Below are 15037 nucleotides of genomic sequence, written 5' to 3' on the forward strand. Positions count from 1 at the left end.
GTCAACTGGAATTTGGAAAATATCTATGGTCCAAAATCACGAAATCGAGAAGAGACCGCGTGGCCGGCCGCAGGTGCGCTGCGACGAGGACACACGCAGCGTGATCATCGAGGCCGCCAACAAGCAGTTTCACGAGAATGGCTACGCAGCAGCAAGTATCGCCGCCATCGCACAGGAAGCCGGCGTTTCGACAAAGACCCTCTATCGTCTGTTTCCGACAAAGGCGGATCTGTTTTCCGAGATGGTCTCGGAGCGAACCGGGCGTTTCCTGCTGGCGCTCGACCCTGACACACTGGCGACGGCTGAGCTCCGCCAGGGACTGGAGCGCATGCTGACGGCCTATGGTATGCTGACGCTTTCTCAGGACACGATTACCGTCAGCCGCCTCGTAATCGGCGAATGTGACCGCTTTCCCGAAATCGCCAATTCCTTCTACGAGAAGGCAATCGTCAGAACAAACACATCGATGGAAAGCTGGCTACGTCGTCAGGTGGAACACGGACTGATCAAGCTCGAAGACCCGCACGCCGCCTGCGGCATGCTGCGTGGCATGATGATCATGGAACCTCAACGCGCCGCCATACTGCGTCAGCTGCCGCCGCCCAATATCGAAGAGATCGCCGCAAGGGCGAGAATGTGCGCGGATATCTTTTTGAAGGGATGTGCCGCTTAGGGCGGCGGGAGGCAGATCCAGACGAGGGCATGGACCGATGGTCTGCCGATCATTAATACTGAATTGCCCGCCGGATATCACAAGATCCCAACGTCATGGAGGAGTACCGCCGCGATAGTGGCGGCGGCACCCGAGTTCGCGCAATATCAGGCCGCCAGAACCCCCGCCTTTTTCGCCGTCCAGGTGGCGATAAAATCCATCAGGCCCGGCGAAAGGCAATCGTAGGGCTCAAGCCCAACTTCCCTGAGACGCGAGCGTACGGCACTCATTTTTCCAGGGTCGTATCCGTTTTCGATAATGGACGATACGAAGGCGGCAAAGCCGGGCGCTGACCAGCCTTTTCCCTGGAACCGTTCGGGATGGACGAAGGAAAGACCCTGAAAGGCATGCTCGCGTTCGACAGGCCCATACATGTGGACCCCGCAATCCCTGCAGGCGTGGCGCTGGATCAGTGCGGAGGCATCCACGACCGCCAGCTTGTTTCCATTCTCCAGAACCTCGATGTTGTCTGTCGGCGCCACGGCAACCACAGAAAAGACTGCCCCCTTCGGCTTCCAGCATTTCGTGCAGCCGCAGGCATGGTTATGGGCAATATCGCCCTTGACGCGGACTTTTACCGGATTGCTGGCGCAGTTGCATATAAGTGTGCCGCCGGCGAATGATGCATCGGTCGCCCGGTATCCCGAATCCACAATCGGGTGGATCGCTACATTGGTCATGCTTTGTCTCCTTCCCTTCCTGGGCCGAAGCGGGATGCCGCGGCCAAGCCCCATGCATCGGGGCGCCGCAGCGAGGCAATAGTCTCTCAAACGCGGCGCCGTTATCTGCCTCGCAATATACTTCTCGCCTTGAAGAGAGTCGAACCGGCTTGGCTCCGGTGCCACCTGCTGTTTAGAAGACTCTACGAGCGTCCTTCGCTCACGTCTGATCCGTCCGCACCGGACCTGTGGACTCGCGCAGAATGAGCTCGACCGGCCATAGCTCATGAATTTCCAACGGCGAACGCCCGGCTAAGAGCTGCAGCACGAGATCGGCGCATCGCGTACCGGCTGCGCGCATCGACGAGCGCGTCGCCGTCAGTGACGGCACCATGTTATCGGCTGTCAAATAGGGAAAGACATCGTCGTGCGCAATAACCGAGACATCGGTCCCGATCTGAAGACCGAGCGAACGGGCGGCTCGGTAGATGCCGAGTGCCGTCATCATGGAGCCTGCGACAAATGCGGTTGGCGGCTTCGGCTGTTCGAGAAATGACCGTGCAAAACGGAAACCGATCTCGTCGGTGAAATTGCCATTGGCAATGAGCTGCGGATCGATCTCAATTCCATGGCTCTGTAGCGCTCCGCGATAGCCGATGTCGCGATGCAGCGCATATGTCGCCCCCTGGCGGCCGTTGATCATTGCAATCCTGGTATGGCCAAGATCGATCAGATGCGATGTCGCACGGCGCACAGCCCCCTCATTATCGATATCGAGCCAGGGGTGAGGCACGTCGATGTCGGAACGGCCATGAACGAGAAACGGCAATCCCAGTTCATGCAGCAGCGCGATGCGCTGGTCATTGGGGCGAGGCGAGTGCATGATGATCGCATCGACGCGCTGGCTTTCAGCCAGCCGCTTGTAAAGTTGCATCTCGGCATCATATTCCGGATCAGCCATCGGAATGACCAGAATGTCGGTATCTTCCGTGACAAGACGCTCCGCCATGCCGGCCATGAATTCCGCGAAATGGAACTCGCCGGCACGCCCCATGACAACGCCAATGGCGCCAACCCGGCCGGTCTTCAGCCTCACAGCATTGACGTTCGGCCGATAACCAAGCCGTACCGCCTCCTCGACCACGCGGGCGCGCGTCACTTCGCTTACTTCGGGATAGCCGCTGAGCGCACGACTGACGGTCGTTTTAGACAATCCAAGTTGTTTTGCGAAGTCTTTGAGCTTCATCGACCGAAATGACTTTCATTGCCTGCGTTGCCGGGATTTATACCATCGGCACCCCAAACTCCACATTTCATGCCGCAGATATACTTTTTCAAATCGATTTCAATTTTGTTCCTCTGAAATGAAAACCGGCACGATCTTAGAAATCAGGCCATCCGTGATTTCCCATTGATTTTGAACAGTATTTTTCAGTTTCCCACAAGCGATAGTCCCAACCCAAGCCATCCCTTGACAGGATATCCCCCTTCTGACAGTTTTTCCTAACCAAATCGATTTCAATTTGGCTCTTGGGAGGAGAAAATGAAGTTTCGTTTCACAGCAGTCGCCGTCGCGGCTGCGCTCATTGGCGCGGCATTGCCGTCCTATGCCGCCGAGATCAGCGTTTCGGCGAGTTCCACCGGCAAGAACCTTGATCTGTTCCGCAAGCAGCTTGACGCATTCGAGAAGGAGACGGGCAACAAGGTGAAGATCGTCACTATGCCGTCCTCATCCACGGAGCAGTTTTCGCAGTATCGGCTCTGGCTCGCGGCCGGCAACACGGATGTCGACGTCTACCAGACGGACGTCATTTGGGCTCCGCAGTTGGCCGACCAGTTCGTCGACCTGAAGGATGCCACCAAGGATGTCATCGCTGACTTTTTCCCGGCGATCGTGGCATCGCAGACCGTGAACGGCCGTTTGGTTGCAGTGCCGCTTTACACGGACGCACCGGCGCTCTTCTATCGAAAGGATCTGCTCGAGAAATACGGCAAGCAGCCGCCGAAGACCTGGGACGAGATGGAGGCAACCTCCAAGGAGATTCAGGAAAAGGAACGCGCCGCAGGCCAGAAGGATATGTGGGGCTATGTTTTCCAGGCCAACGCCTATGAGGGCCTGACCTGCGACGCACTCGAATGGGTTAAGTCTTCGGGCGGCGGCCAGATCGTCGAGACGGACGGTACGATTTCCATCAACAACGAGAAGGCTGCGGGAGCGCTCAATCGCGCCAAGGGCTGGGTCGGCACGATTTCGCCAAGCGGCGTGCTAGCCTATCAGGAAGAAGAATCGCGCGGTGTCTGGCAGACCGGCAACGCCGTGTTCATGCGCAACTGGCCTTATGCCTACGCACTCGGCAATGGCGCCGACAGCCCCGTCAAGGGCAAGTTCGACGTCACGACCCTCCCCGTTGCTGCAGCGGGCGACAAGCCGTCTTCGACGCTTGGCGGATGGAACCTCGCCGTCTCGAAATATTCGAAGAACCCCGACGCGGCAATCGCGCTGGTCAAGTTCCTGACGTCGAAGGAAAGCCAGAAGCAACGCGCCATAGAGCTTTCGAATCTGCCGACCCGGTCTGCGCTTTACGACGACAAGGATATTGCCGCCGCCCAGCCGTTTATGCCGAATTGGAAGCCGATCTTTGAAAACGCCGTACCTCGTCCGTCGGCCGTCGCGAAGGTCAAGTACAATGAGGTTTCCGCAAAGTTCTGGACCGCAGTGCACAACACGCTCTCAGGCAACGGCACTGCCGAAGAGAACCTCGAGCTTCTCGAGGCCGATCTGACCACGCTCAAGGGCGATTCCTGGTGACCGATTGGGCCGACCGCACGGTTCGTTCCGCCGCGGTCGGCCTAACCACTTCCGTCGATCGTCCTATGATGCGGGTATTCCATGAGTGACGTTGCAATCTCCCAAAACCCGAGGGCGGCCGCACGCGGCAAAAGTACCTCATCGGATTTGCGCTATGAACGCGTCCGGTCTGCATGGGTGTTTTTGGCTCCGACCCTGTTCATCCTTGCGATCGTTGCCGGCTGGCCGCTGTTTCGCACAATCTACTTCAGCTTCACCAACGCATCGCTGACGAGCCTTAGCGACGCAAGGTTCGTCGGCTTCGACAATTATCTGTCCTGGATCACCCTGAAGAGCGGACGCACGGTCTATAAGGGATTGCTCGCCGATCCCGCCTGGTGGGCTGCGGTCTGGAACACAGCCAAGTTCACCCTGCTGTCCGTCACCATCGAAACCGTACTTGGGTTGATCGTAGCGCTTGTATTGAATGCTCAATTCGTCGGTCGCGGCATCGTTCGCGCCGCCATCCTTATTCCCTGGGCGATCCCGACGATTGTCTCGGCCAAGATGTGGGCATGGATGCTCAACGATCAGTTCGGCATCCTCAATGATATCCTTCTCGGCGTCGGGCTGATCAGCCACAAGATCGCGTGGACGGCAGATCCCCAGACCGCCTTGATTGCCGTGTTGATCGTCGACGTCTGGAAGACGACGCCCTTCATGGCGCTGTTGATCCTCGCTGCTCTGCAGATGGTCCCAGCCGATATTTACGAAGCGGCAAAAATCGACGGCATCAATCCGGTCAGGGTATTCTGGCGCCTGACGCTGCCGCTGGTGCGTCCGGCAATCATGGTCGCGGTCATTTTCCGCATGCTCGATGCCATGCGCATCTTCGACCTGATCTACGTGCTGACGCCCAACAACGCCCAGACAAAGACCATGTCGGTCATGGCGCGGGAGAATCTCTTCGATTTCGACAAGTTCGCCTATGGCGCTACCGCCTCCACAGTTCTCTTTCTGATCATCGCGTCGGTCACCGTGCTCTATATCTGGCTCGGCCGCGTCAGGCTCGGGGGGCACGAACACTGATGTTGCTCACCGCCACCAAGAACACCCTTTTCTATCTGCTGGTTGCCGTCATCGTCATTGTCGCGGTCTTCCCGTTCTACTACGCGATCCTGACGAGCTTCAAAGCGGGCACCGCCCTTTTCGAGGTCACCTACTGGCCGAGCTCGATCTCGCTGGAGAACTATACCGGCGTGTTGACGACCGGCAGCTTCATTCGCAGCCTCGGCAATTCGCTGTTCATTGCCTGCCTCGTGGTCGCCGCCTCCTTGCTGCTTGCGGTGACTGCGTCCTACGCACTTGCCCGTGTGCATTTCCGCGGTCGCGCGCTCTTGATGCTGACCATCCTGTCCGTCTCGATGTTTCCGCAGATTGCCGTGCTGGCAGGGCTTTTCGAACTCATTCGCTGGATCGGCATCTTCAATACGCCCTTCGCGCTGATCTTTTCCTACATGATCTTCACGCTGCCCTTCACGGTCTGGGTGCTGACGACATTCATGCGCGATCTGCCGATCGAGATCGAGGAAGCAGCCATCGTCGATGGCGCATCTGCCTGGGTTATCATCACGCAAGTGTTCATGCCGCTGATGTGGCCGGCATTGGTCACCACGGGCCTGCTTGCCTTCATCACGGCCTGGAATGAGTTCCTTTTCGCCCTAACCTTCACATCATCGGACGCCCAACGAACGGTGCCTGTCGCAATCGCCCTTTTGTCAGGCGGCAGTCAGTTCGAAATTCCCTGGGGCAATATCATGGCGGCATCGGTCATCGTCACCGTACCCGTCGTCATCCTTGTTCTTATTTTCCAACGCCGCATCATTTCCGGTCTGACGGCCGGCGGCGTCAAAGGCTGAAGGAAGCGCGATATGGCACAGATTAGACTCGATAATATCCGCAAGAGCTTCGGTGCATTCGACGTGATCAAGGGCGTCACCATGGACATTCGCAAGGGCGAGTTCATGGTCTTCGTCGGCCCCTCCGGCTGCGGCAAATCCACCTTGCTGCGACTGGTTTGCGGATTGGAGGACATTACGTCCGGCACGCTTTCCTTTGATGGCCAGCCGGTCAATCGTCTTTCCCCGTCGAAGCGCGGCATCGCGATGGTCTTCCAGTCCTATGCGCTCTATCCGCACATGACAGTTTTCGAGAACATGGCCTTCGGCATGAAGCTGTCCGGTCGGACCAGAGAAGAATGCAAGGCCCGCGTCGAGCAAGCAGCTGGCATGCTACAGCTCTCGCCCTATCTGGAGCGCCTGCCGCGCCAGCTTTCAGGCGGCCAGCGCCAGCGCGTGGCGATCGGCCGCGCCATCGTTCGCGATCCGCGGGTCTTCCTGTTCGACGAGCCATTGTCGAATCTGGATGCCGCCCTGCGCGTTGCGACACGGCTGGAGATCGCCAAGCTTCATCGCAGCATGCACGATACGACGATGATTTATGTCACCCACGACCAGGTCGAGGCGATGACATTGGCCGACCGCATCTGCGTGTTGCGCGACGGCGTTGTCGAACAGGTCGGAACCCCGATCGAGCTTTACGAAACCCCGAACTCGATCTTTGTCGCCGGCTTCATCGGCTCTCCGAAGATGAATTTCCTCTCTGGAGCCTTTGCTGCTCCCTATAATGCCCACACCATCGGGGTGAGAGCAGAACATATCGAATTCGCAGATCAGGAACCGGCTTGGACTGGGACCGTTATCCATTCCGAGATCCTTGGCTCGGACACTTTCGTCTATCTCGACCTCGGCTCAGGCGAACCTCTCGTCGTGCGGGAAAGTGGCGTGTCCGCTCACCAGCCCGGCCGGCAATTGGGCGTGTCGCCCGCCAGGGGTCGCATTCATCGTTTCGACCAATCCGGACGCGCCCTCGAAAGGGTTCCCTTCAAGGGCGCAGCCTGACCATCAACCACATCAACAGGATCAGGCCGTTTCCCGCCGGTTCCGGTCCGCTATTCGCTGTGAAGGAGCAGAAACTTGTCTATTTGCACCGTCGTCTGGGGTGAAAACATCCATGAGACCACCAACGAGATCGTCCGGGGCATCTATCCCGAGGGCATGCACACGACCATCGCCAGGGCGCTGAATACCGATCCGGCGATTTCGGCAACGACCGCCACGTTGCAGGAGCCGGAGCACGGCCTCACCGAGGCCCGGCTTGCCGAAACCGACGTCCTGACCTGGTGGGGCCACAAGGACCATGGCGCGGTTTCCGACGTTGTCGTCGAGCGTGTCGCCAAGCGGGTGTGGGAAGGCATGGGCCTCCTCGTGCTGCATTCCGGCCATTTCTCGAAGATCTTCAAGCGGCTGATGGGCACGCCTTGCGCGCTCAAGTGGCGTGAGGCAGGCGAGCGCGAGCGTCTGTGGACGATCAATCAGCGCCATCCGATCGCTGCCGGTCTCGGCGAGCATTTCGAGCTGGAAAACGAGGAAATGTATGGCGAGCAGTTCTCCGTGCCGGAACCGCTGGAGACGGTGTTCATCTCCTGGTTCCAGGGCGGCGAAGTCTTCCGCTCGGGCCTGACCTGGCGGCGCGGTGCCGGCAACATCTTCTATTTCCGCCCCGGCCACGAAACCTATCCGACCTATCACGATGCAAACGTGCAGAAAGTGCTGATCAACGGCGTCAAGTGGGCCTATAACCCCGCGGGTGCATTAAAGAGCATCACCGATGCGCCAAATGTGCCGGTAGAAAAAGCACTGGAGCCGATCGTCGAGCGCGGCCCGAGACTGCATCAAGCCGGCGAAGCCGGTTACCGCTGAGGAGGAGAGCCAATGCGTCTACTCGTTCTCGGTACAGGCACCATGGCCAAAAGCCAGGTTGCGAGCTTCCTCGCGATCGATGGTGTCGAAGTGGTCGGCGCCGTCGATACGGATCGGATCCGGCTCAATGAATTCGCCGATCATTTCAACATCGAAAAACGCTTCAGCACGCTCGACGAGGCGATCGCCTGGGGCGAATTCGATGCTGCGACAAACGTCACGCCCGACCGCGTCCACCACGCAACCAGCCTGGCGCTTATCGCCGCAGGCAAGCACGTCTTCTGCGAAAAGCCACTGGCGGAAAACTATGCGCACGCCTTGGAAATGACGGAAGCCGCGGAAGCGGCCGGGGTCATCAATATGGTCAACCTCACTTACCGCAATGTCGCACCACTGCAGCGCGCCCGCGAGATGGTGCTGTCAGGCGAACTCGGCACGATCAAGCATGTGGAAGCCTCCTACCTGCAGAGCTGGCTCGTGTCGCGCGCCTGGGGCGACTGGCGCACGGAATCGCGCTGGCTGTGGCGTCTGTCCACCGGTCACGGATCGAACGGCGTGCTCGGCGATGTCGGCATCCACATCCTCGATTTCGCCGCCTATGGCGCTGCAACCGACATCGATCACGTCTTTGCGCGGCTGAAGACATTCAACAAGGCGCCGGGCGGTCAGATCGGCGAATATAGGCTCGATGCCAATGACAGTTTCACCATGTCGGTCGATTTCGCCAATGGCGCGCTCGGGGTCATCCATGCCAGCCGCTGGGCGACCGGACATTTGAACGAGCTGAAGCTGCGCATCTATGGCGAGAAGGGCAGTCTCGAAGTCATCCACCGCCCCAATGGTTCGGATCTTCGCGGCTGCCTCGGCGACGATATTGAAAGCGCCACCTGGCGTGAGATCCAGGTGCCACCGGTTCTGACTAACTATCAGCGCTTCGCCGAAGCCGTGGCAACCGGTAAGCAGGACGATCCTACCTTCCGCCACGCCGCCAACCTGCAGAAGGTGATCGATCTTGCGATCGTGTCTGAGAAAGAACGCCGGGAGTTCAACCTCTTGGCCCCCGACACCCCGGAGAGCACGGTCGGCCAGGAGCTGGAAAGCAAGGGCGGCGATCAGGGGCCGACGCTAGCACTCGTCGTCTGACGACACCGTGAAACAGAGAAGGCCCGCACTGGGCCTTCTTCGAATCGACAGGGCTCTTACCGCACGGTGGCAGCTAGGCGGCCTTACCAGCCGCGCTCACGCTGCGATAGGCAATGAGATCCTCGATAGTGATCAGGTGGAGGCCATGCCGTTCGGCAAACTGCTCAAGCTCGGGCAGACGCGCCATCGTGCCATCATCATTGGCCACTTCACAGATGACGCCAGACGGTGACAGGCCGGCAAGCCTTGCCAGATCGACAGCAGCCTCGGTGTGGCCGGGTCGAGAAAGCACGCCGTTCGGATGCGCCCGCAACGGGAAGATATGGCCGGGCCGGGCAAAATCCTCGGGGCGGGAATTCTTCCCGATGAGCGCGCGAACGGTTGCAGCGCGGTCAGCTGCCGAAATACCGGTCGTCGTTTCCGGGATATAGTCGACCGAGACGGTGAACGCTGTCTTCAAGAGTTCGGTATTGTTGGGGACCATCTGCGGGATCTGCAGTTCGTCCAGCCGCTCGCCTTCCATGGCCACGCAGATGAGACCACGCGCATAGTTCATCATGAAGGCGATCGCCTGCGGGGTGATTGCTTCGGATGCAATAATAAGGTCGCCCTCGTTTTCCCGATCGCGATCATCGACGACGACTACGATCTCGCCCCGCGCGATCGCGGCTATCGCATCTTCGATTTTGGAAATTGCCATTTCTCTGCCTTTCAAGGGTTAGCCGCGTGAGCGGCATTCATGGCCTGTCAAAAGCCACCATTTTCCCTTGGGCGAACAAGCATATGAAACGCCGCTGCCGAGCGGCGTCCTCTGCGTTGCTCTCTTCCATCCGGACTGTAACCGTCGGCTCCGGCATCTCACCGGATCTGCTGACCCTTCGCTTCCACGAAGGCGCTCGCGGGCTCCGAGTTGCCTCGATACCGCCGGTGGGGAATTGCACCCCGCCCTGAGAACATTGCTTAGATAAATGATGATTGGCTCGTTCCGCAAGAGGTACGCTGCAGATCACACCACGGGAATTGCTTCTGGTGATGAAAGCACCGTTTCCAATTGTCGAACAGCGCTAGGACATGATCAGCCCTCCATCGACATTGATGGTCTGGCCGGTGATATAGGCCGCGTCATCGCTTGCAAGAAAAGTGACAAGGCCGGCGACATCTTCGCCCGATCCGGCGCGCTTCATCGGGATGCCCTCGACCCATTCTTTCATCAGCTCGCCGGGTGCGTAGTTGCCCAGCAACTTGCCCCACGCCTGATCGTTATAGGCCCACATGTCGGTTTCGATGATGCCGGGGCAGAAGGCGTTGACGGTAATGCCATCGGTCGCAACTTCCTTGGCAAGGCTCTGGGTGATACCGACGACGCCCATCTTCGAGGCGGCATAATGCGGCGTATAGATGAAGCCGTCGCGCGCCTGACCGGAGGCCGTGTTGATGATACGGCCGCCGCGGCCGTGCTTGCGTATGCGGGCGATCGCTTCCTGGGCGCAGAGGAACACGCCCTTAGTGTTGACGGCCATGACCTTGTCCCACTCGCTCTCGGTCATATCCTCGATACGGGCGATGGTGATGACGCCGGCATTCTGAATGGAAACGTCGACTGCGCCGAATGCCTGCTCGGTTGCGTCGTAAAGGGCCTTGACGCTTGCCTTGTCAGTGACGTCTCCAACGAAAGAGATCGCCTTTCCGCCATCGGCCTGGATCTGTTCGGCAACGGTATGCACGCTCTCCTCATTGGCCGAGACCACGAGATTGGCACCTTCGCGCGCAAAGCGTTTGGCAATCGCTGCACCAATGCCGCGACTTGCCCCGGTAATGACGACGGTCTTGTTTTCGAAGCGTTGCATTCTCTTTTCCTTTCAACGGTGCCGGCGTGAGCGCACCGATCTCCAGCGGCGACACTTGTCTCCGCACTCAGACTTCACACGGCTGCCGAAATAATCCCTGCGAATTCCGAGGCCTTCAGCGAAGCGCCACCGACCAGCGCTCCGTCCACATTGCGAAGGCCGAAAATCACCGCGGCATTGGATGCCTTGACCGAGCCGCCATAGAGTATCTTGACCGAATGGCCGTCATCGCCCAGTCGCTCTTCCAGCATCTGCCGGATCGCAGCATGAACCTCCTCGATCTGCTCGCTGGTCGGCACCAGTCCGGTTCCGATCGCCCAGACGGGTTCATAGGCTATGACGAGATTTCGGCTGGTAGCACCCTTAGGGACGGATCCCCGCAGTTGTTCGCCGACCACTTCGATTGCCCGGCCTTCGTCGCGCTCATGGCGTGTCTCACCGACACACACGATCGAGATCAAACCTGCTCGATGCGCGGCAAGCGCCTTCCCCAGGACAACCTCATCGTCCTCGCCGTTCAGGACACGGCGTTCGGAATGTCCGAGGATGACATAGCGAACGCCGAGATCGGCAAGCATTTCGGCAGAAATTTCGCCCGTGTGGGCACCCGACGACTGCGCGTGGCAATCCTGCGCGCCGATGACCAGGTTCGAACCTTTTACCCCCTCGACCGCGCGATCGATCAGCGTGAAGGGCGGGCAGACGACGATATCGCACGCCACCCCGCCCGTTAGCCCCTTCAGCGCCTCGATCTCAGCTTGGGAGGAGATGAGACCGTTCATTTTCCAATTGCCTGCAACCAGCCTGCGCATCGTATCACCAGCAGCAGAAGCCGCCGTCGACGAGCAGATCGACACCCGTCACGAAACTTGCGGCATTCGACAGCAGGAAGACGGCGGGACCGACCATCTCGTCGACACTCGCCATGCGCTGCATCGGCGTCTGTTCTTCGAAGAGCTTGGTCTGATGCACCATCTCCGGGCGGGTGTTCATCGGCGTTGCGGTATAGCCCGGCGAAATCGTGTTGACGCGGATACCGCGCCCGACCCATTCCATCGCAAGCGACTTGGACATGTGGATCACCCCGGCCTTGGAGGCATTGTAATGCGCCTGGCTGAGGCCCCGGTTGACGATAACGCCGGACATGGAGGCGATGTTGACGATGGAGCCGCGACCGTGCTTCAGCATGGCGCGCGCTTCGGCCTGGCAGGACAGGAAGACACCCTTCAGGTTGATGTCCATCAGCGTCTGATACTGGTCCTCTTCCATCTCCTCGGCGGGATTGGCGTTGGCGATCCCTGCTGCATTGACGGCAAGCGAAAGAGCCCCGAGATCGGCTTCAGTACGGCCGACGGCATCCGCCAGAGACCCTTTGCTGGTGACATCAGCGGCAATCTCGATCGAGCGGCGACCAGCGGCACGAATATGGCTGGCAGTAGTGGCAAGGCCGTCATCGGTGCGGCGATCGACAAGCGCCACGTCGGCGCCGCACTGGGCAAGACCGATCGCGATCCTTTGCCCGATGCCGCTGCCGGCGCCGGTTACGATGGCGACCTGACCGCTGAGATCGAATAGTTTTGGTGCGTTCAGAGAGATGTCGGACACCGCTCTTCCTTTCTGTCTTTACTTAGATTGTCGCCAGTTCCATGACCGAGACGTCGTTCGCCTCGTCACGCTTCAAAATGCCTGCCTGCTTGCCCTGTGCCAGCACGAGAATGCGGTTCGACACGCCGAGAACCTCTTCGAGGTCGGAACTCACGACGATGACCGCGACACCCTGCCTGGCAAGGTTGACGATGATATCGTAGATGCCAGCACGGGCGCCGACATCGATGCCGCGCGTCGGCTCGTCCAGCACTACGACCTTGGGATCGCGCATCAGCCATTTGGCAATGACGACTTTCTGCTGATTGCCGCCCGACAGGTCGGAAGCAAACTGCTCAGCACGTCCTTTGACGCCAAACTTCGTTACCGCCTTTTCGGCAAAAACACGCTTCATGCCCGAGGTCAGCCAGCGCCCGCCAAGCTTGTCCAGATTGGCGTAGATGATGTTCTCGCTGATCTTATGTGTGACGACGAGGCCTTGATCCTTGCGATCTTCCGGGACCATGACGATACCCTTGGCAATCGCATCCGCGGGGCTGCGCAGCTTGAGCGCCTCGCCTTCGAGCCTGATCGAGCCGGCGCCGATCGGATCCGCCCCGGTAATCGCCCGCACAAGCTCGGTGCGGCCGGCACCGACGAGACCGGCAATGCCGAGGATCTCGCCCGCGTGAACATTGAAGCTCACATCACGGAAGGAGCCGTCAGGCGACGTCAGGCCAGACACCTCGAGTACGGGGCGGCTCGTGGGCTCCGGAAGGGTAGGAAACATGCGATCAAGCGAGCGACCAACCATGCTTTCGACGATCGTGCGCACCGGCGTCGAACTGTCGGCGAATTCATGAACGCGCTCTCCGTCGCGTAGCACGACGATGCGGTCGGTAATCTTTTTGATCTCTTCCATGCGATGGGAGATGTAGATGATGCCGACACCTTCCGAGCGCAGCTTGCGCACCTGCTCGAACAGGGCTTCCGTCTCCGCCCCGCCAAGGGCGGCAGTCGGCTCATCCAGGATGAGGAGCTTGGCATTGAGCGCCAAAGCCTTGGCGATCTCGATCAGCTGCTGATTGGCGGTCGAGAGACCGGCTACCTTTCGGGTGGCGGGAATGTGCAGGTTCAGCCGCGCAAGCTGCTCCTGCGCACGGCGAACCATCTGGGTGCGGTCGACCACGCCATTCTTCATTGGCCATCGGCCGATGAAGACATTTTCGGCGATGGAAAGATGCGGCAGGAGCTGCAGTTCCTGATGGATCAGCACGACGCCCTTGTCGATCGCCTCGCGTGGAGCGGCCGGGGCATAAGTCTGCCCCAGCCATGTCATCGAGCCGGCGGACGGTGTGCGCGATCCGGCAATGATCCCGGACAGCGTCGACTTGCCGGCGCCGTTTTCACCGAGCAGTGCGACCACCTCGCCGGGGTAGACGTCCAGGTCCACATTCTTCAGAACCTGGAGCGGTCCGTAGCGCTTGGATATGCCCCTCAGGGATAAAACCGGCTCGCTCACAACACACCTCCTAACGATTTCGGCTGATTACGGATGGTTGGCGATGAAGCCTGCCACGTTTTCCTTGGTCGTCAGGGTGGCATCCAGCAGCTGGACCGGCGGCACCTTTTCCTTCGCAGCGAGCTTGACCGCGTTCTCCACTGCATCGCGGCCCATCTTCTGCGTCTGCTGTGTCGCAGTCACGTTGAACACACCCTTACTGAGGGCTTCGAGTGCAGCCGTATCCCCGTCAAAACCGCCGACCACGATCTTTTGCGACGGATTGGCGACCTTAATCGCCTGGGCCGCACCGAGCGCCAGTCCATCTGCCTGGGCAAAGACAATCGAGACATCCGAATTCGACTGGAGCATGTTCTGCATGATCTGGAAGCCCTCGTCCTGGCTCCACATGTTGGAATATTGCTCGGCGACGACGCTGACATCCGGATAGGCCTTCAGGGATTCCTGACATCCCTTGGTACGATCCAGTTCCGGCGTCGTGCCCTTCTGGCCATGGATGATGACCATCTTGCCCTTGCCGCCGGCTTCCTTGAGGATGTAGTCGCAAACCGCCTTTGCCGAGGCGACGGAATCGGTCGCCAGGAAGGTATCGCCCGGAGCGCCTTCAGCGTTGCGGTCGACGTTGACGACCGGAATGCCGGCCTGCTTTGCGAGCTTGACCGGCACACTGGCTGCAGCAGCACCTGCCGGGATGTAGATCAGCGCGTCGATATCCTGGGTCAGCAGGTCCTGGATCTGGTTGACCTGGGTCGGGCCATCGCCCTTGGCGTCGACGGTGACGACCTCGATGCCGCGCTTCTTGGCTTCAGCTTCGACGGACTGCTTGATCTGGTTGAAGAAGTTTGCCTGCAGGTTTGCCACAGCAAGGCCGAGCTTCTTGACTTCGGCCGCCTGGGCGGATCCGAGGCTGAGGCCAAGCAGGGCAACAGACGCGAGCAGAGTACGCGCAAATTTCATGTCA

At 59.5% G+C, this 15037-nt stretch carries 15 protein-coding genes and 1 riboswitch; of the genes, 7 read left to right on the forward strand and 8 right to left on the reverse strand.

The annotated features are described in order from the left end of the window. Positions 1–25: 25 nt before the first annotated feature. On the forward strand, positions 26–673 hold the full coding sequence (locus FHX15_RS21020) for a TetR/AcrR family transcriptional regulator (RefSeq protein WP_184400300.1): 648 nt from the start codon (positions 26–28) through the stop codon (positions 671–673). Positions 674–819: 146 nt separating this feature from the next. Here FHX15_RS21020 and gfa read toward each other — a convergent pair whose 3' ends face one another. Together gfa and FHX15_RS21030 are read right to left on the reverse strand one after the other, a co-directional pair. After that, the gene (gene gfa, locus FHX15_RS21025) at positions 820–1392 is read right to left on the reverse strand and encodes an S-(hydroxymethyl)glutathione synthase (protein ID WP_184400301.1); all 573 of its coding nucleotides are present in this window, start codon (positions 1390–1392) and stop codon (positions 820–822) included. Between the two features lie 199 nt (positions 1393–1591). Further along, positions 1592–2617, reverse strand: a complete 1026-nt coding sequence (locus FHX15_RS21030) for a substrate-binding domain-containing protein (RefSeq protein ID WP_184400302.1) — start codon at positions 2615–2617, stop codon at positions 1592–1594. Positions 2618–2914: 297 nt separating this feature from the next. On the opposite strand from FHX15_RS21030, the gene FHX15_RS21035 reads away from it, so the two are divergent. The 6 genes from FHX15_RS21035 (at position 2915) to FHX15_RS21060 (ending at position 9123) form a co-directional block, all read left to right on the forward strand. Continuing rightward, complete coding sequence (locus FHX15_RS21035) at positions 2915–4180, forward strand: ABC transporter substrate-binding protein (RefSeq protein WP_184400303.1); 1266 nt, start codon at positions 2915–2917, stop codon at positions 4178–4180. An 81-nt stretch (positions 4181–4261) separates the two neighbouring features. Next, positions 4262–5248, forward strand: a complete 987-nt coding sequence (locus tag FHX15_RS21040) for a carbohydrate ABC transporter permease (RefSeq protein ID WP_184400304.1) — start codon at positions 4262–4264, stop codon at positions 5246–5248. After that, on the forward strand, positions 5248–6078 hold the full coding sequence (locus FHX15_RS21045) for a carbohydrate ABC transporter permease (protein WP_184400305.1): 831 nt from the start codon (positions 5248–5250) through the stop codon (positions 6076–6078). Before FHX15_RS21040 ends, FHX15_RS21045 begins: the two co-directional genes overlap by 1 nt. 12 nt (positions 6079–6090) lie before the next feature. Continuing rightward, positions 6091–7119: an ABC transporter ATP-binding protein gene (locus FHX15_RS21050; protein ID WP_184400306.1), complete on the forward strand. Its 1029-nt coding sequence runs from the start codon at positions 6091–6093 to the stop codon at positions 7117–7119. 75 nt (positions 7120–7194) lie between these two features. Continuing rightward, positions 7195–7980 (forward strand): ThuA domain-containing protein, encoded by a 786-nt coding sequence (locus tag FHX15_RS21055; protein WP_184400307.1) that lies wholly within the window; start codon positions 7195–7197, stop codon positions 7978–7980. A gap of 12 nt (positions 7981–7992) precedes the next feature. Further along, a complete protein-coding gene (locus FHX15_RS21060; protein ID WP_184400308.1) occupies positions 7993–9123 on the forward strand; it encodes a Gfo/Idh/MocA family protein in 1131 nt (376 codons plus the stop codon). A 73-nt stretch (positions 9124–9196) separates the two neighbouring features. On the opposite strand, the gene ribB is transcribed toward FHX15_RS21060, so the two are convergent. From ribB to FHX15_RS21090, 6 genes are all read right to left on the reverse strand, one after another. Continuing rightward, positions 9197–9823: a 3,4-dihydroxy-2-butanone-4-phosphate synthase gene (ribB, locus tag FHX15_RS21065; protein ID WP_184400309.1), complete on the reverse strand. Its 627-nt coding sequence runs from the start codon at positions 9821–9823 to the stop codon at positions 9197–9199. A gap of 114 nt (positions 9824–9937) precedes the next feature. Next, a riboswitch (FMN riboswitch) is annotated at positions 9938–10082 on the reverse strand. A 105-nt stretch (positions 10083–10187) separates the two neighbouring features. Continuing rightward, on the reverse strand, positions 10188–10970 hold the full coding sequence (locus FHX15_RS21070; protein WP_184400310.1) for a glucose 1-dehydrogenase: 783 nt from the start codon (positions 10968–10970) through the stop codon (positions 10188–10190). Positions 10971–11044: 74 nt separating this feature from the next. Further along, positions 11045–11782 carry a triose-phosphate isomerase gene (gene tpiA, locus FHX15_RS21075; RefSeq protein ID WP_184400311.1) on the reverse strand — a complete coding sequence of 246 codons (738 nt, stop codon included), beginning with the start codon at positions 11780–11782 and terminating at the stop codon, positions 11045–11047. Positions 11783–11786: 4 nt separating this feature from the next. Next, complete coding sequence (locus FHX15_RS21080; RefSeq protein WP_184400312.1) at positions 11787–12575, reverse strand: SDR family oxidoreductase; 789 nt, start codon at positions 12573–12575, stop codon at positions 11787–11789. Between the two features lie 22 nt (positions 12576–12597). Next, positions 12598–14076, reverse strand: coding sequence for a sugar ABC transporter ATP-binding protein (locus FHX15_RS21085; protein ID WP_184400313.1), 1479 nt, complete (start codon positions 14074–14076; stop codon positions 12598–12600). A 27-nt stretch (positions 14077–14103) separates the two neighbouring features. Further along, positions 14104–15033 (reverse strand): sugar ABC transporter substrate-binding protein, encoded by a 930-nt coding sequence (locus tag FHX15_RS21090; RefSeq protein ID WP_184400314.1) that lies wholly within the window; start codon positions 15031–15033, stop codon positions 14104–14106. Positions 15034–15037: the final 4 nt, after the last annotated feature.

The organism is Rhizobium sp. BK650 (genome assembly GCF_014195325.1).
In the GTDB taxonomy this organism is placed as follows: Bacteria; Pseudomonadota; Alphaproteobacteria; order Rhizobiales; family Rhizobiaceae; genus Rhizobium.